General features: G+C 39.4%; 14 protein-coding genes. 3 read left to right on the forward strand and 11 right to left on the reverse strand.

Annotated features, from left to right (window positions below):
* Positions 1-34: 34 nt before the first annotated feature.
* From PP182_RS12260 to PP182_RS12290, 7 genes are all read right to left on the reverse strand, one after another.
* A complete protein-coding gene (locus tag PP182_RS12260; RefSeq protein ID WP_272651546.1) occupies positions 35-1,225 on the reverse strand; it encodes an acetyl-CoA C-acyltransferase in 1,191 nt (396 codons plus the stop codon).
* 4 nt (positions 1,226-1,229) lie between these two features.
* Positions 1,230-3,635 carry a 3-hydroxyacyl-CoA dehydrogenase/enoyl-CoA hydratase family protein gene (locus tag PP182_RS12265; protein ID WP_272651547.1) on the reverse strand — a complete coding sequence of 802 codons (2,406 nt, stop codon included), beginning with the start codon at positions 3,633-3,635 and terminating at the stop codon, positions 1,230-1,232.
* A 24-nt stretch (positions 3,636-3,659) separates the two neighbouring features.
* The gene (locus PP182_RS12270; RefSeq protein WP_272651548.1) at positions 3,660-4,103 is read right to left on the reverse strand and encodes a MarR family winged helix-turn-helix transcriptional regulator; all 444 of its coding nucleotides are present in this window, start codon (positions 4,101-4,103) and stop codon (positions 3,660-3,662) included.
* A 205-nt stretch (positions 4,104-4,308) separates the two neighbouring features.
* Positions 4,309-4,440, reverse strand: a complete 132-nt coding sequence (locus PP182_RS12275; protein ID WP_272651549.1) for a hypothetical protein — start codon at positions 4,438-4,440, stop codon at positions 4,309-4,311.
* Positions 4,441-4,484: 44 nt separating this feature from the next.
* Positions 4,485-6,254 (reverse strand): AMP-dependent synthetase/ligase, encoded by a 1,770-nt coding sequence (locus tag PP182_RS12280; protein WP_272651550.1) that lies wholly within the window; start codon positions 6,252-6,254, stop codon positions 4,485-4,487.
* A 154-nt stretch (positions 6,255-6,408) separates the two neighbouring features.
* Positions 6,409-10,101 carry a phosphoribosylformylglycinamidine synthase gene (gene purL, locus PP182_RS12285; RefSeq protein ID WP_272651551.1) on the reverse strand — a complete coding sequence of 1,231 codons (3,693 nt, stop codon included), beginning with the start codon at positions 10,099-10,101 and terminating at the stop codon, positions 6,409-6,411.
* 116 nt (positions 10,102-10,217) lie between these two features.
* Positions 10,218-10,388 (reverse strand): hypothetical protein, encoded by a 171-nt coding sequence (locus PP182_RS12290; protein WP_272651552.1) that lies wholly within the window; start codon positions 10,386-10,388, stop codon positions 10,218-10,220.
* A 346-nt stretch (positions 10,389-10,734) separates the two neighbouring features.
* On the opposite strand from PP182_RS12290, the gene PP182_RS12295 reads away from it, so the two are divergent.
* Entirely contained in the window at positions 10,735-12,321 is a 1,587-nt protein-coding gene (locus PP182_RS12295; RefSeq protein WP_272651553.1) for an amidohydrolase, read from the forward strand.
* 127 nt (positions 12,322-12,448) lie between these two features.
* Positions 12,449-12,799: a winged helix-turn-helix transcriptional regulator gene (locus tag PP182_RS12300; RefSeq protein WP_272651554.1), complete on the forward strand. Its 351-nt coding sequence runs from the start codon at positions 12,449-12,451 to the stop codon at positions 12,797-12,799.
* Between the two features lie 4 nt (positions 12,800-12,803).
* Here PP182_RS12300 and PP182_RS12305 read toward each other — a convergent pair whose 3' ends face one another.
* Complete coding sequence (locus PP182_RS12305; protein WP_272651555.1) at positions 12,804-14,018, reverse strand: RsmB/NOP family class I SAM-dependent RNA methyltransferase; 1,215 nt, start codon at positions 14,016-14,018, stop codon at positions 12,804-12,806.
* A 71-nt stretch (positions 14,019-14,089) separates the two neighbouring features.
* Between PP182_RS12305 and PP182_RS12310 the strand changes: the two genes are divergently transcribed.
* Complete coding sequence (locus tag PP182_RS12310; RefSeq protein ID WP_272651556.1) at positions 14,090-15,124, forward strand: WD40/YVTN/BNR-like repeat-containing protein; 1,035 nt, start codon at positions 14,090-14,092, stop codon at positions 15,122-15,124.
* A gap of 137 nt (positions 15,125-15,261) precedes the next feature.
* On the opposite strand, the gene PP182_RS12315 is transcribed toward PP182_RS12310, so the two are convergent.
* From PP182_RS12315 to PP182_RS12325, 3 genes are read right to left on the reverse strand one after another with little or no spacing between them, the layout of a single operon-like run.
* Positions 15,262-15,696, reverse strand: coding sequence for a hypothetical protein (locus PP182_RS12315; protein ID WP_272651557.1), 435 nt, complete (start codon positions 15,694-15,696; stop codon positions 15,262-15,264).
* Complete coding sequence (locus tag PP182_RS12320) at positions 15,689-16,210, reverse strand: hypothetical protein (RefSeq protein ID WP_272651558.1); 522 nt, start codon at positions 16,208-16,210, stop codon at positions 15,689-15,691. Before PP182_RS12320 ends, PP182_RS12315 begins: the two co-directional genes overlap by 8 nt.
* A 33-nt stretch (positions 16,211-16,243) precedes the next feature.
* Positions 16,244-16,786 carry an RNA polymerase sigma factor gene (locus PP182_RS12325; protein ID WP_272651559.1) on the reverse strand — a complete coding sequence of 181 codons (543 nt, stop codon included), beginning with the start codon at positions 16,784-16,786 and terminating at the stop codon, positions 16,244-16,246.
* Between the last annotated feature and the right edge of the window lie 200 nt (positions 16,787-16,986).

Raw genomic sequence — 16,986 nt, forward strand, 5'->3', positions numbered from 1 at the left:
ATATCCCTTTACCCAATACTAAAATCTCATATTTTTAATTCAAAAATTCATAGATTCCTGCTGCACCTTGACCCGTACCCACACACATGGTAACCATTCCATATTTACCTTTCATGTCTCTTTTACGCATTTCGTCAAAAAGCTGTACCGATAATTTTGCACCAGTACACCCAAGAGGGTGTCCGAGAGCAATGGCCCCACCATTAACATTGACGATATCCTGATTTAACTTTAACTCTCGTATGACCGCAATGGATTGCGAAGCAAAAGCCTCGTTCAATTCTATTAATTCAACATTTTCCTGTTTTAAACCAGCTTGTTTCAAAGCCTTTGGAACGGCCGCTACCGGACCTATACCCATAATTCTTGGAGGTACTCCTGCCGCAGCATAATTCACTAATCTTGCGATAGGCTCTAAATTCAGTTCCTTGACCATTTCCTCGCTCATCACCATGACAAAAGCAGCACCGTCACTCATTTGTGAGGAGTTACCGGCGGTGACGCTTCCATCCGCTGCAAACACAGGTCTAAGTTTATTTAGGATTTCTACTGATGTTCCTTTTCTGGGACCCTCATCTTTGGTAACCGTATATTTTTTTGTTGCTTTCTTTCCATTTTCATCAACATAGGTTTGCTCCACTTCAATAGGAACTATTTGGTCTTGAAAACGGTCTTCGGCTTGTGCCCTTAATGCTTTTACGTGAGAGTTAAAGGCAAACTCGTCTTGGTCCTCTCTAGATACTTTAAATTCTTGGGCTACTGCTTCCGCAGTATTTCCCATACCCCAATAATAGTCCTCGTGACCTTCTTTCACCAAATCATAATTCAATTCGGTTTTATACCCGGTCATGGGTACCGCACTCATACTTTCCGCTCCACCGGCAATAATGCAATCTGCCATCCCGGCCTGAATTTTTGCGGTTGCAATCCCTATGGTTTCGATACCGGAGGAACAAAATCTATTAACCGTGACTCCTGGAACATCAACTATATCCAGACCCATTAAGGAAATTAAGCGACCCATATTTAGGCCTTGTGCCCCTTCGGGCATGGCATTACCCACGATGACGTCGTCAATTCTCTTTTTGTCCAAATTTGGCAACTCCTTCATCATGTACTCAATGGTTTCAGCCGCTAATTCATCCGTTCTTTTGAACCGGAACACACCTTTAGGTGCTTTTCCTACCGCGGTTCGATACCCTTTTACTATATATGCTGTTTTCATTGTTTTAATTTCTAAGTGGTTTACCTGTTTTTAACATGTGCTGAATGCGTTCTAAGGTTTTTCTTTCTGTACATAGTGAAAGAAAAGCCTCACGCTCTAAATCCAACAAATACTGCTCTGAAACCATAGTAGGCTCCGACAAATCGCCCCCGGCCATTACATAGGCGAGCTTATTGGCAATCTTTTTATCATGTTCACTAATGTAGTGACTGGCTTCCATAGAATCTGTTCCTACCAAGAACATACCCAAGGCTTGTTTCCCAAGTACCTTGACATCCTTACGTTTTGGAGGTTGCGTGTAACCGGATTCTGCCATGAGCTGTGCATAAGATTTAGCGGTGGCAATTTGTCGGTCTTTATTGACTACTACAATATCCTTACCATGTTGTAGTATTCCTAAATCGTATGCTTCGTAGGCTGAAGTCGAAACTTTTGCCATTCCGATGGTTAAAAAATATTCTTGAAGCACATTCAATTCAACGTCTCCTTTTTTAAAGGAATCCGATGCCCTCAATGCAAATTCCTTCGAACCTCCACCCCCTGGAATAACACCTACACCAAATTCTACTAAACCAATATAGGTTTCCGCCGCTGCTACAACTTTATCCGCATGCAGGGAAAGCTCACATCCGCCACCCAGGGTCATCCCATGTGGAGCTGAGACCGTGGGTATAGCTGAATAGCGCATACGCATCATAGTATCCTGAAACATTTTGATGGCCATGTTCAGTTCATCATATTCCTGTTCTACTGCCATCATAAATATCATTCCGATGTTGGCACCGACAGAAAAATTGGACGCCTGATTTCCAACGACCAATCCTTGAAAATTTTTCTCGGCCAAGTCAATGGCTTTATTGATTCCCGTAAGTACATCTCCACCGATGGTATTCATCTTGGATTGAAACTCACAGTTAAGTATGCCGTCCCCTAAATCTTCAATTACAACTCCACTGTTTTTAAATACTTCTTTAGATTTTCTAATGTTATCCAGTATAATGAAAGCGTCCTGTCCGGGAACTTTCTTCATTTCCTTTTTAGGAATATCATAGTAGTAGGTATTTCCCTCTTTTACACTATAAAAAGAATGTATGCCCGCAGCTTTCATTTCGTCAACCCAAGCAGCGGCAGTCTGATTCTCAGAAGCGATAAATTCTAATCCTTTTTCCAGACCTACGGCATCCCAAATTTGAAATGGGCCATGTTCCCAGCCAAAGCCAGCCTTCATGGCATCATCGATTTTATATAATTCATCGGATATTTCTGGAATGCGGTGGGAAACATAGGCAAATAATTGACCGAAACTTTTGCGATAAAATTCCCCGGCCTTATCTTTTCCGTCAACCAAAACAGAGAATCTATCTACGACCTTGTCAATAGTTTTGGTCAATTCTAAAGTGGCGAATTTTGCACTCTTCTTGGCACGATAATCCATCGTGTCCAAATCCAAGGTCAAAATTTCACTTTTACCCTGATCATCCTTTACCTTTTTATAAAACCCCTGCCCGGACTTACTACCCAACCATTTGTTTTCCATCATGGTTTGGATGAAGTCGGGAAGTGCAAAAAGCTCGTGACGTTCATCGTTCTTACAGTTTTCCGAAATTCCATTGGCAACGTGGACCAAAGTATCCAGGCCTACCACATCCACCGTTCTAAAAGTGGCGGATTTTGGTCTTCCAATCACAGGACCGGTCAATTTATCGACTTCTTCCACGGTCATGTTCATTTCCTTGACCGTATGGAATAAACTTTGAATACTGAAGATACCCACTCGGTTTCCAATAAATGCAGGAGTGTCCTTAGCTACTACGGAGGTTTTTCCTAAGAACTTCTCTCCATATCCGTTTAGAAAGTCCAAGACTTCTGGAAGGGTTTTAGGACCTGGAATTATTTCAAATAATTTTAAATAGCGTGCAGGATTAAAGAAATGTGTACCACAGAAGTGTTTTTGAAAATCCTCACTTCTTCCCTCACTCATAAATTTAATTGGAATACCAGAGGTATTTGAAGTTATAAGGGTTCCGGGGGTTCTATACTTTTCCAGATTTTCGAAGACTTGTTTTTTGATATCCAATCGTTCTACAACAACTTCGATTATCCAATCTACATTGGCAACCTTAGAAATATCATCCTCCAAATTTCCTGTAGAGATTCTGTCGGCAAATTTTTGATGATAAATAGGGGAGGGTTTAGATTTTAAGGCCGTAGCCAAAGAATCGTTCACCAATCTATTCCTTACCTCCTTATCTTCCAAGGTAAGTCCTTTTGCTTTCTCCTTTTCGGTAAGTTCCCTTGGTACAATATCCAAGAGTAAAACTTCAACTCCAATATTGGCAAAGTGGCATGCGATACCACTCCCCATTATACCGGAACCAATTACTGCAACTTTCTTAATATGCATGTTCATGAATCTTAAGCTGTATAATTTATTTTATGCGTCTTTTGAATAAATCTTTTTATCTGCTATGAGCTTATTTATGATATCGGTGACCTCAAAAAAATGATTTAACTTTTCTTCTGAGACATGATTTTTTACTACTTCATTAAACCTTAGAACCACATCCTTTGAGTCCTTCCTTTTTTCAAGTCCAAAATCAGTAAGATGGATTAAAACACCACGCCCATCTGCTGGATTAGGTTTTCGCTCTATCAACCCTTTTTCCTGCATACTTTTCAATATACGGGAAAGGCTTGTTGCTTCCATACCCATTTTTGGACCTAACGAAGTAGATGGAGTCCCTGTTTTAGGGTCTATGCTTAATAGTGTAAAACCTATTGCCATTGTTGTTTCAAAGTTTTTTGCTTCTTCATTGTACATTCTGGCAACTGCTTGCCATGTCGCACGAAGGGCATAGTCAATGGTAACCTCCTTCATAAAGTTTATTCGTTGGCTACCAAATATAAGAAAATTTATTATGCATGCATAATAAATTTGTAAATTTGTAATTTAATTTTAAGTTCGGTATTTAGTCAAGATTCTTAACGCTTTCTTTCGACTCAATACGAATCCTAGAAGAGAAAATGTTGGTAAGAATTTCTATGGGGCAGATAATAGACACCATATAAATTATCCTATTGCCTTAATCCTGATTAATAGCCTGTATTTCCGTTCCCAAGAGAATTCCAATAATTGTCAAGCAAAGAATACTTGAAATCAAAAGTACTTTATTGTATTTCTTTAGATTTTCCGTTTTGTATTTATCTATCCCCATAAAAGGGGTTTACTTAATATCTAAAAACATCTATAGACTGTAGGCTAATGGCCATAGATGTCATTGTACAAATCAATATACTTTTCCTTTATAATTTTCCTTCTAAGTTTCATTGTAGGGGTGAGATGTCCTCCTTCAACGCTCCATACTTCTGGCGTAAGTCTAAATTGTTTTACCTTTTCCCATTTTGCAAACTGTTCGTTGGCTAAATCAACCTCGGTCTGATATTGTTCCAAGACTACGGGATTGACAATAATATCGGAATTTTCGGGAATAGTAATTCCATTTTTAGTTGCCCAATCGTGTAAATACGCAAAATCGGGTTGAATTAGGGCGGCTGGCATTTTTTCACCTTCGCCGACAACCATCAATTGCTCTATAAATCGGGATTGTTTAAAACGGTTCTCCAATAATTGTGGCGCTACATATTTTCCACCCGATGTTTTGAACATTTCTTTTTTACGGTCCGTGATTTTGAGGAAACCATCTGCATCTATTTCTCCAATGTCTCCCGTATGAAAGTATCCATTCTTCAAGACTTCATTTGTTTTTTCCTCGTCCTTATAATAGCCTAGCATTACATTGGGTCCTTTGCAAAGTATTTCTCCGTCGTCTGCAATTTTCACTTCCACTTTATCGATTACCCTTCCAACGGTACCCACTTTCCACCCACCTCCTTTTTCTTGATTTACGGAGATTACAGGTGAGGTTTCTGTAAGTCCGTACCCTTCCATGACCGGAATACCTGCTGCTCCAAATACCCTACTCAATCTAGGCTGCAATGCTGCGCTACCAGATACCATGGTCGTCAGATTACCACCGAGACCCTCTTTCCATTTACTGAAAATCAATTTTCTGGCCAATTTCAATTGCTGCTCGTACCACCATCCATTTGCACCGTAGGGTTCAAACTTTAAACCTATTGAAACGGCCCAAAAGAACAACTTGTTTTTTATCCCGCTCAGAGCACTTCCTTTGGCTATTATAGCATCGTATACTTTTTCCAATAACCTTGGAACCACCGTCATTACATTGGGCTTCACTTCTTTAAGATTATCACTTATTTTATCAAGTCCCTCGGCAAAATGAATTTCAATGCTACAATATTGGTAGAGATAAAGAATCATCCTCTCAAAAATATGGCATACTGGTAAGAAGCTTAAAGCACTGGCGCCGGCTTCAAAGGGAACCCGTTTTTCACTGGCAATAACGTTGGAAACAATATTATCATGGGATAGCATTACCCCCTTAGGTCTCCCTGTTGTTCCCGAAGTATATATTAAGGTAGCCAAATCGTTAGCGCCTACCTTTTCTTTTAAGGTGTCCACTTCTTTTTGATTAGATTGGTCTTCCCCCATATCCAGAATCGTTTGCCAATTTTCGCAACTATCGAGAGCATCAAAACTGTAAACACCTTTAAGGTGCTTTAATTTGTCTTTGATGCTATTTACCTTGGTAAGTACTTCATCACAGGATACAAAACAATACTTGGCTTCAGAGTGATTCAAAACATACTCGTAATCCTCTTCTGCAATCGTAGGGTAAATCGGGACTGTTTGCGCTCCCAATTGTAGTACCCCTATATCCATAATATTCCACTCCGTTCGATTGGTCAATGAAATAATGGCAATTTTGTCGTTTGCTTTAACGCCAAGTCTAAGCAAGCCACGACTAATGGCGTTTGCTTTTTCGATGTATTCTTGGGTAGATGTAGCAATCCATTTGTCATCATACTTCGTAATCAAGGCTTTCTCTAAAGGATAGTTTTCCAGTTGATAATATGGAAAATCGAAAAGGCGGGTAACTTTTTGCATACTTGGTTTCTCTAACTTTATTGCAAAATAATGAAAGAACTTGGTATTCTAAATAAGCGATGACAAAAATACTTGTTAATAATTGTGAATGTGGTAAAAAAGAAAGAGCCTGTTATTCACAAGCCCTATTTTTATACTAGTTACTGGCAAAGCTTTATTTTTCCCGCTCCAACCATTTTCGAGCATTAACAAAAGCTTCCAACCATGGTGTTACTTCGTCTTTTCTATCTTTTGGATAATAGGCCCAGTTCCAAGGAAACGTAGAACGTTCAATGTGGGGCATAGTTACTAGATGTCTGCCCGAGGTATCGCAAAGCATAGCTGTATTGAATGCACTACCGTTAGGATTTGCCGGATAGCCTTCATATCCATATTTGGCCACAATATGATAATTATCTTCCGATAGCGGTAAATTAAACTTCCCTTCTCCATGTGAAATCCATACACCTAAGGTTGTTCCTGCCAAGGTGGAGAGCATGACCGAGTTGTTTTCTTGGATATTGACCGAGGTAAAGTTACTTTCATGTTTATGAGAATCGTTATAGGTCATTTTTCCGTGTGATTTATGATCTGGATTGATTAAATCCAATTCCATAAATAACTGACAACCATTACAAATACCAACGGACAAGGTATCCGGTCTGGCAAAAAAGTCCTTGATTACCTTATTGGCTTTTTCGTTGTACTTGATAGCTCCTGCCCAGCCCTTTGCACTTCCCAGGACATCCGAGTTAGAGAATCCTCCAACAGCACCCAAAAATTGTATATCTTCCAGAGTTTCTCGGCCCGTTATCAAATCCGTCATATGGACATCTTTAACATCGAAACCTGCCAAATACATGGCATTTGCCATTTCACGTTCAGAATTACTTCCTTTTTCCCTAAGTATTGCAGCTTTGGGTCTTGAGGTTCCTTCTTGCAATAAGCGACTGGGTATTTCTATTTTGTTGAAATGTGGGAATTTATATTGTAGCGGTTGTTTTTTGTAGTTTTCAATACGATGCTTCGCTAACCCGTTGGCAGTTTGCCTCTTATCCAATAAATAGGAAGTTTTGAACCACGTATCCCGAAGCGATTCGATGTTCAATCCCATTTCCATACCCCCATTTTTTATGGTAAGTTTGGGTTCATTGGATACAGTTCCTATTTTTTTGACATCAATTTTTGCATCCACCAAAAGCTTTTCAACCAAATTATCCCTAAGTTGAAAGACAATACCCGCATTTTCAGAGAACAGCAGTTTTATGGTATCGGGCTCTTCCAAACTGGACAAGTCCAAATTTGCTCCCAAATTAGTATCGGCAAAGCACATTTCCAGCAAAGTTGTAATGAATCCGCCAGACGCAACATCATGGCCTGCAAGTATTTGGTCATTCTGGATCAAAGTTTGAATTAAATCAAAAACCGATTTGAAATACTCATCATTTTTTATCGTCGGGGCTTCCGAACCTATTGCATTTCTTGCCTGGGCAAAGGAAGAACCTCCTAATTTATAATCATCCCTAGAGAGATTGATGTAGTATATGGATCCTCCGTTTTGTTGAAGTACAGGTTCAACCACTTTGGTGATATCGTTACAACTTGCGGCAGCAGAAATGACCACTGTTCCTGGGGCAATAACATCCCCATCTTTATATTTTTGTTTCATGGAAAGTGAATCCTTTCCAGTAGGTACATTAATTCCCAATGCGATCGAAAAATCTGAAACAGCTTGAACCGCTTTGTATAAGCGTGCATCCTCACCTTCATTTTTGCAGGGCCACATCCAGTTGGCCGATAGGGAAACCGATTTTAATCCATCCTTTAGGGGTGCCCAAATGATATTAGTCAGGGATTCCGCAATACTATTTTTACTTCCAGCTGAAGGGTCTATTAGTCCTGAAATAGGGGAGTGGCCTATACTTGTGGCAATTCCTTCCTTCCCTTTAAAATCCAAAGCCATCACACCTAAGTTGTTCAAAGGTAGCTGCAATGGTCCGGCACATTGCTGTTTTGCTACCCTTCCACCAACACAACGGTCCACTTTGTTCGTCAACCAGTCTTTACAGGCAACGGCTTCCAATTGCAGTACCTGGTCCAGGTAGTCTTGGAAAAACTCTAAGGAATATTCAGGATCGGTATAATTTCTGGCAACTGAATTATCGGTTAATATTGTTTTGGGAGAACTTCCGAAAATATCACTCAAGTTAACATCCATGGGTTTTGCACCCGTTGTTTGTGATTCAAAGGTAAATCGGTCATCCCCGGTAACATCTCCTACTTCATACATTGGCGATCGTTCCCGGTCGGCAATTCTTTTTAGTAGGGCAGCATCTTCTTTACCGATCACCAAGCCCATACGTTCCTGGGATTCGTTTCCTATGATTTCCTTTGCGGATAACGTAGGGTCTCCGATAGGCAATTTATCCAAATCAATTTTACCTCCTGTATCCTCTACTAGCTCAGATAGACAATTAAGGTGTCCACCTGCGCCATGATCATGAATGGAAACTATACTGTTGAATTCACTTTCAACCATTCCGCGGATGGCGTTCGCCGCACGCTTTTGCATCTCCGGATTGGAACGTTGAACGGCATTCAATTCAATTGCTGAACTAAATTCACCCGTATCGGCACTGGATACCGCTGCTCCCCCCATTCCAATCCTGTAATTGTCACCTCCAAGGATAACAATTTTATCTCCTTCTTTCGGTGTTGCTTTTAGGGCCTGATCCGTTTTTCCATATCCAATTCCTCCAGCTTGCATAATCACCTTATCATAACCAAGTCTTCTTGCTTCTGCACCCTTAACCGAAGCTTTCTCGTCATGCTCAAAGGTCAAAACAGAACCCGCAATCAATGGCTGTCCAAATTTGTTTCCAAAGTCAGAAGCACCGTTGGATGCCTTTATTAAAATATCCATTGGGGTCTGATAAAGCCATTTCCTTTCTACCATTCCCTTTTCCCAAGGCCTATCCTTTTCCAATCGTGAAAGCGCAGTCATGTAAACGGCGGTTCCAGCCAATGGTAAAGAACCTTTACCTCCTGCCAGACGATCCCTGATTTCCCCTCCAGAACCGGTTGCCGCCCCATTGAAAGGCTCTACCGTGGTTGGGAAATTGTGTGTTTCCGCTTTTAAGCTAATCACGGAATTAAAATCTTGTTCTTCGTAAAAATCAGGTTTATCTGCTGTTTTTGGAGCAAATTGGACGGCCTTTGGCCCTTTTATAAATGCCACATTGTCTTTGTAGGCCGATACAATATTATTGGGGTTCTTTTCTGATGTTTTTTTGATGAGTTTAAACAGGCTTGTTGGCATTTCTTGACCATCAATTATGAAAGTTCCATTGAAAATCTTATGCCTGCAATGCTCAGAATTAACTTGACTGAAACCGAATACTTCGGAATCTGTTAGTTTTCTTCCCATTTTATTTGATAACTCCTCCAGATATGCTACTTCCTCATCACTAAGCGCTAAACCTTCCTTTTGGTTATATCCCGCAATATCCCCGATTTCAAGTATGGGTTCTGGTAAAATATGGATGTCAAAAATCGATTGGCCCATCCCATTATATTTTTGGGATAGCATAGGGTCAAAATCTTTGAATTCTTCGGTTACGGCGTTGAACTCCTCTATTCTCAAAATGTCCTCTATCCCCATATTTTGGGTTATTTCCACAGCATTTGTACTCCACGGAGTAATCATAGCGGCACGGGGACCAACAAAAAAGGCGTCCAGTGACGCCGCATTTATTTTAGGTTCGTTTCCGAATAGCCAGGTTAATTTTTGTTCATTTTCCGGAGTAATTTCCTGAGTGGTTTGGACGGCAAAAATCTTTGTTGCCGTATTTCCAAAGAAGTGAATCATATCAGCTTGTTTCTTTTGCAAAAATGGAAAATGCAAAATTACGATTTTCACTTTGAATTTTTCCTTTCACCAGTCAACAGTTTTCAACGAAAATTGTTCATATATACCGTCATATTTTAAGGATATTGACCAAGATCAACTAAAGTCGTGTCTTCTCTAATTTCAAAACGAATCCAACTATCAAGAGATCCACCATTCGTATAATATCCACCACCAGTAAAGACTTTTTCCCCTTTGCTATTGGTGAATTCTAAGAAATAGCTACCGTCACTTTTAGTATTTGCCATTCGGAGAAATCCCGACTTTGTATCCTGCGGTTGAATACTTGTAACCACTGTGCTATCAACATTTTCCGAGGTTCTAAGAATTATATTTGAAATCTCAGCATTTGATTAATTCACAATTTTAAAATCAACTCCATTTTCTCTAAAAAAATAACAGGAAGAAAACAATGTAATTAAGCATATGAAACCAATTTTTATCGTAGTATTTATCATGAATTTCAAATCAAAATATTCAAGAATATTAAAATAACGGTCTAAAATTTAGAATCTGGTAAATATTATTGATCCACTTCCTTTCCAAGACAATATTTCACTATCTTTTTGAAGCTAATTCAAAAATCAACCTAAAATGACTAAGAAAAAAGTATTGGTCGTCATTTGCCTTTGTGGTACAATGATGTCCTTCGCCCAAAAGAAATACTCCAAACGACAAATTGAAAAATTTAAATCGGAAGCAACTACCATTATCGAGAACAATAAGAAAAATGCTCAGGTGATGGTCGATAAGGTTTTCAGTTTTGCAGAACTTGGTTTTCAAGAAGTAGAGACTTCGAAATATCTAACCGATATGCTGGAAGATAACGGATTTGAAATAGAACATTCAATCTCTGGCATTCCTACTGCATGGTTTGCCAAATGGAGTAATGGTGAAGGACCTGTCATTGCTTTGGGCAGTGATGTGGATTGTATTCCCAAAGCATCCCAATATCCAGGGGTAGCCTATCATAAACCCATTGTTGATGGAGCTCCAGGTCATGGTGAAGGTCACAATTCTGGAAATCCGTTGAATATTATGTCCGCATTGGCGGTTAAGGAAATTATGGAGAAGGAAAATATTGGGGGCACCTTAATTCTTTGGCCAGGTATTGCGGAGGAATTGGTAGCTGCCAAGGCTTGGTATGTAAGAGATGGTCTTTTTGATGATATTGATATGTGTATTTTCACCCATGTGAGCAACAATCTAAGTGTTTCTTATGGACCTACAAGAGGAACAGGGTTAATCTCTGTAGAATACGCTTTTGAGGGGGAGGCTGCTCATTCGGCCGGTTCTCCATGGAGAGGGAGAAGTGCCTTGGATGCAGCCGAGCTAATGAATATTGCCTGGAATTATAAACGAGAACATTTACATCCTTTAAAACGATCACATTCCATATTTACGGATGCTGGCGATCAACCTAATGTGGTACCTTCCAAAGCGGCTATTTGGTTTTACTTTAGGGATATTAAGTACGAGGGTATCATGGAAATGTATGCCTTGGCGAATGATATGGCCAAAGGAGCAGCCTTGATGACCGGAACCACGATGACTTCCAAAGTTTTGGGAACTGCATGGCCCAGGCACTATAACAAAGTTATTGCTGAAACCATGTATGATAACATTAAAGAGGTAGGTTTGCCAGAATGGTCGGAAGCTGACCAAACCTTGGCAAAGGCAGTACAGAAAGAAGTAGCGTCCGAAAAAATTGAGGGATTGCCCACCGAATTGTCGCCCTTAGGATTGCCTGTAGAGGAACCTATCAGTGGCGGTTCCGATGATATTGGGGATATCTCTTGGAAAGTTCCAACGGTAACAATGAGGTTTCCTTCAAATATTCCCGGCTTACAGGGACATCATTGGAGTAATGCTATCGCCATGGCAACACCAATTGCACATAAAGGAGTGGTTGCCGGAGCGAAAGCGGAGGCAATGACCATTCTGGACTTTCTTTTGAAACCGGAGCTCTTGGAAGGTGCTTGGGACTATTTTAAGAATGTTCAACAAAAGGAAACCACCTATAAACCCATGATTGCCGAAGATGATATGCCTCCTATTTATTTGAATACGGAGAAGCAAGGTCAATTCCGTAAAGAACTGGAAAAATTCTATTATGATGAAACTAAATACGACAGTTATTTAGAGCAGTTGGGCGTAGAGTATCCTACGGTAAAGGAGTAGATTTTCGAACAAAATAAAATCTTTCTAAAAACATCAGTCTATTTTTTAGACTGATGTTTTATATTTGATAAAGGTCTTACACGTAGACTTAATAATCTATTGGATAATTTTTATTGAATTGAACACGATGTCGAGTAAATGCCCGGTTACAATTTGTATGGACGCTATTGGGGGGAAATGGAAGCCTATTATTTTAGATAGGGTTTCCAAGGGGAATAACCGTTTTTCGGTACTGTTGAAAAATATGGATGGAATCAATAAACAAATGCTAAGTAAGCAGTTGAAGGAATTGGAAAAGTCTGATATATTGGAACGAAAAGTCTTTTCCGAAATACCACCTAGGGTAGAATATTCCCTTACAACTAAGGGAAAGTCATTGATGCCGGTAGTGCAGGCCATGAAAAAATGGGGCCAGAAAAATAACGGACAGCATAACATCAAAAAACCGGAAAACCAACAATTGCCACTATTTGGATAAAGGTTTAGACCTCTTTTTGAAGTAAGGCCATGTAAAAACCATCGAAACCACTTTTTGAGGCATATATTTTCTTCTCTTTAGTAAGCGAAAATTTACTGCCTTCCTCAGAACCTAAAAACGTATTGACCTGATTGCTGTTTTCCTGCGGTAATATGGAACAGGTAGCATAAACCATTTTGCCACCCGGTTTTACTATTTTACTATAACTCTTTAGAATCTCTTGTTGCGTGTTGGTGATTTTATCCAAGAACTCTGGCTGCAATTTCCATTTGGTATCCGGGTTTCTTCGTATTACACCCAGGCCCGTACAAGGAGCGTCTATCAGTACTCTATCTGCACTGTCATATAGTTTTTTAAACACCTTTGTGGAAGTAATTTCCCTAGGTTCTATATTGTGCGCCCCATTTCTTCTAGCACGCCTTTTGAGTTCCTTTAATTTGCTTCCGTAAATGTCCATGGCTATGAGTTGACCCTTGTTTTCCATTAGGGCAGCCAAGTGCAACGACTTTCCTCCTGCACCGGCACATGTATCTACAACGCGATGTCCAGGTTGCACATCCAATAATTCCGCTACCAATTGAGATGACGCATCCTGTACTTCAAAAAATCCATTCTTAAAGCTTTGGGTTACAAATACATTGGCTCTTTCCGGCAATCTCAAGGCTAGAGGATACCCTTTTATCGGTTCGGTTACAATACCTTCGTCCAAAAGGGCTTTTCTAAGCTTTTCCTTTGTGGTTTTTAACGTATTGGTTCTAAGAATTACTTCGGCCGGTTCGTTGAGCTTTGCTAATTCGGCGGTCCATAATTTTTCACCTAGGGCCTTTTCGCATAACTCATCGATCCAATCGGGAATAGCTTCCCTGTATTTCCTGATTTTAGTCAGTTCATCAAACCTCCCTTTGATTCGTCTTTCAGGGGTTGGTTCTATTTGTTTCCAATCAGGTAATTTAATTCCGCTCAATACAGCCCATACCGCCCACATACGGAATAAATCAGGTCGAGAAAAAGGAGCCTTAACGTCTGCAATTTCTGCATATAACCTTTTATAACGGACCATTTCATAGGTAGTTTCAGCAATAAATCCTCGATCTCTCGCTCCCCATCTTTTATCGAACTTCAAGACTTTTTGAACCACCTTATCCGCGTACTCTCCTTCGTTAAAAATTAAATTTAACGCATCGATTACCGCAAACACCAAGTTTCTATGCAACTTCATTGTAAAAAATTAAGGGTGCAAAGGTATTGTTTTAGAGTGGATTCCATTTATTTTTGAGAAACTTTGTACCTATGCGCTTATTAATCCCATTCGCCCTATTTTTCTTCGTCCTCGTTTCATGCGTTGATTCAGTTGAGACCCAAGTGTATTCTGATGTTGAAGTTGAAACAGTGTTTTCCGATTCAGTCAGTTTTAGGGCCATAGAATTTCTTGATCAAAACACCCTTGCTTTTGCAGGAAGTGGAGGAATGTATGGGACCATAGATATATCTAGTGCAAAGGTAAGAAGTAATGTTATGACATACGATAGTTTAATACCCTCTTTTAGGGCTATAGCACATACTTCTACTGATTTTTTTATGTTATCAGTGGCTAGTCCGGCTTTACTATATAAAACCGGCGGTAACGGCAAAATGGAAGTAGTCTATAGTGAGGAAGGGGAGTCCGTGTTTTATGATTCCATGAAGTTTTGGAATGATAAGGAAGGCTTGGCGGTGGGAGACACTGTGGATGGATGTTTGAGCGTTATTATTACAAGGGACGGCGGACAAACTTGGGAAAAGCTATCGTGTGCTGTATTACCACCCGGAATAAAAGGAGAAGGGGCCTTTGCAGCTAGTAATACTAATATTGAAATACAGGGAAACCAGGCTTGGTTGGCCACTACCGCAGGCAGAATTTATCATACTACGGATAAGGGCATAACTTGGGAGATTATGAATACGCCTATGGAGAATGATGTACCCACGCAAGGTATTTATTCCATTGACTTTTATGATGAAAAAGTGGGGGTGGCGATTGGTGGAGACTATACCAAACCAGGGATTAATAATGGTAATAAAATGAAGACAGTCGATGGTGGAAATACATGGGATCTTATCGCTGATGGGCAACCACCCAGCTATAAGAGCTGTCTTCAATTTGTCCCAGGGGCTTCCGGAAAAAGTATCGTAGCCGTAGGGTTTAACGGTATTTCTTATTCTGGCGATGGAGGGGCTAACTGGACATCATTAAGCGAGGAAGGATTTTATACCATACGTTTTTTGTCAGATACTATAGCATATGCCGCGGGCAAAAACAGAATCGCGAAACTAACTTTCAAGTAATTACTGTTTTTGTTAGGTCTGATACTAGCTTAAGGTATCCTTCAGCTTTAATTTTTTGAACTCTATAATAGGTTGATAACGTAAAAAGGAGCAAAATTGCCCCCTTTTTTAAAAATTATGATTTAAAACCATTGGTTTTAACGACCACCTTTATTATGGCGATACTGCTTAATTAATTGACGCTTGAAATCTTCTTCCGACCGCATTAAAATCAACGTTTTTTTTGCAGATATAACCTTACTTATTTCATTAAGATAGTCTTTATCCAACTCTTCTTCTTGCTCTTCTATTTTAATATAACTATCTAATAGGTTTTGTGCCCCTTGCTCGTTGAGGCCACTTACATCCTTTAGTTTGCTTTTGATTTCAACCCATTGCTTATGTCTTAACTCATGTCGTTTTTTTTCATATTCATTGTAGACGGGCCAAAAATCCTGAGCTTCCTTACTTGTTAAATCTAACTGCTCCGTTAAATAAGCCACTTTAAGAGACTTGATTTTTTCTCTAGACCTATCTTGAGCAAAAGACATAGCCGTAAACAACATCAACGTAGCTAATAGTAGTCTATTCATTATTTTCTAAGTTTAATTCTTCAAAATCTTCTACATTTTCATTGAGGTAATCCAATAGGTTTTCCTCGTTCAATTGAGGTTCTACAAAATCATTTAATTCATACCCATCCATGGGCAATACCTTTGCAATTTCATCGGTAGACAAATCCAGTTCATTATCCTCAAAATAGGCCTCAATGTCAGAATTTGCCAGGTCGGTAAAACTTAGGGTTTCGTTGCCATTCCAATCAATGCTAAGTACAAGGAAAGCAATAGCGGCAACTGAAGCGGCTATGGCCATAATTTTGCTATAAGGGTTTAACGGAATGACTTTAGTAGTATTTTCTTTCTCCCTAATTTTAGCACTTAATTTTGTTTGAAACTCATCAAAGTAAGATACAGGAACACCAAAACCAGCTCCCTTTGGGATAGCAGCGGTTTCCTTAAGAATTTTGTCCTTTATGTTATCCTCAAAACTATCAAAATATCCTTTCGGAGTCTTAAAAGGGTTCTTATTTGTATGCTTGTTTTTCATCTTATTTATATGACTACCAATTAACTAAAAGGTTTAATCTTCTTTTAGGAAACTCTCTATTTTCTTAACCGCTAAATGATAGGATGCTTTTAATCCTCCCACCGAAGTATCCAATATATCTGAAATTTCCTCATACTTTAATTCTTCAAAGTACTTCATATTGAAAACCAATTTTTGTTTTTCGGGTAAAGTAGCAATGGCTTTTTGTAATTTCAATTGTATTTCATCACCCTCGAAATATACATCGGCCTGCAAGTTTTCAATAACATGGTCCTTATATTCACCATCTGTAAGTCCTAGTTTTTTACTCTTTTGTTTCAGAAAGCTTAGGGCTTCATTGGTTGCAATTCTATACATCCAAGAGAATAATTTGCTGTCCCCTTTAAACCCATCTATGTTCCTGTAAACTTTTATAAAGGTGTTTTGCAAAACGTCGTCCGCATCATCGTGGTTTAATACAATTCTGCGTATGTGCCAGTACAGGCGTTCCTTGTAATTGGTCACCAGAACTTCAAAGGCATTCGACTGTGTTTCCTTTGACTTTAACTCCTTAACTAAGGTTTCCTCTTCAACCAACCTACAATTTTTATTTAGCCGATTTTCTAAATTAAAAGGGGCTATGCGCGATGCTAAAAAAATGATTTTTTCTTTTAGAGTTCCAATTTTAAACTACCTAATTGTCTCTAATTACTTAGACTCTTAAAGTACAAAAAGGTTTAATATGATGGCTAGGTAAAGCCTAGTAAATAGAGTTTTTAATATAAGAGACTTGACTA

Origin of the sequence: Maribacter sp. PR1 (assembly GCF_028464145.1) — a bacterium.
In the GTDB taxonomy this organism is placed as follows: domain Bacteria; phylum Bacteroidota; class Bacteroidia; order Flavobacteriales; family Flavobacteriaceae; genus Maribacter.

Coding starts and splice junctions, on each gene's coding strand:
- PP182_RS12295 (WP_272651553.1), top strand. CDS start 10,735: ATGACTAAGAAAAAAGTATTGGTCGTCATTTGCCTTTGTGGTACAATG.
- PP182_RS12260 (WP_272651546.1), bottom strand. CDS start 1,225: ATGAAAACAGCATATATAGTAAAAGGGTATCGAACCGCGGTAGGAAAA.
- PP182_RS12280 (WP_272651550.1), bottom strand. CDS start 6,254: ATGCAAAAAGTTACCCGCCTTTTCGATTTTCCATATTATCAACTGGAA.
- PP182_RS12315 (WP_272651557.1), bottom strand. CDS start 15,696: ATGAATAGACTACTATTAGCTACGTTGATGTTGTTTACGGCTATGTCT.
- PP182_RS12265 (WP_272651547.1), bottom strand. CDS start 3,635: ATGAACATGCATATTAAGAAAGTTGCAGTAATTGGTTCCGGTATAATG.
- PP182_RS12320 (WP_272651558.1), bottom strand. CDS start 16,210: ATGAAAAACAAGCATACAAATAAGAACCCTTTTAAGACTCCGAAAGGA.
- PP182_RS12300 (WP_272651554.1), top strand. CDS start 12,449: ATGTCGAGTAAATGCCCGGTTACAATTTGTATGGACGCTATTGGGGGG.
- PP182_RS12275 (WP_272651549.1), bottom strand. CDS start 4,440: ATGGGGATAGATAAATACAAAACGGAAAATCTAAAGAAATACAATAAA.
- PP182_RS12270 (WP_272651548.1), bottom strand. CDS start 4,103: ATGAAGGAGGTTACCATTGACTATGCCCTTCGTGCGACATGGCAAGCA.
- PP182_RS12305 (WP_272651555.1), bottom strand. CDS start 14,018: ATGAAGTTGCATAGAAACTTGGTGTTTGCGGTAATCGATGCGTTAAAT.
- purL (WP_272651551.1), bottom strand. CDS start 10,101: ATGATTCACTTCTTTGGAAATACGGCAACAAAGATTTTTGCCGTCCAA.
- PP182_RS12310 (WP_272651556.1), top strand. CDS start 14,090: ATGCGCTTATTAATCCCATTCGCCCTATTTTTCTTCGTCCTCGTTTCA.
- PP182_RS12290 (WP_272651552.1), bottom strand. CDS start 10,388: ATGGCAAATACTAAAAGTGACGGTAGCTATTTCTTAGAATTCACCAAT.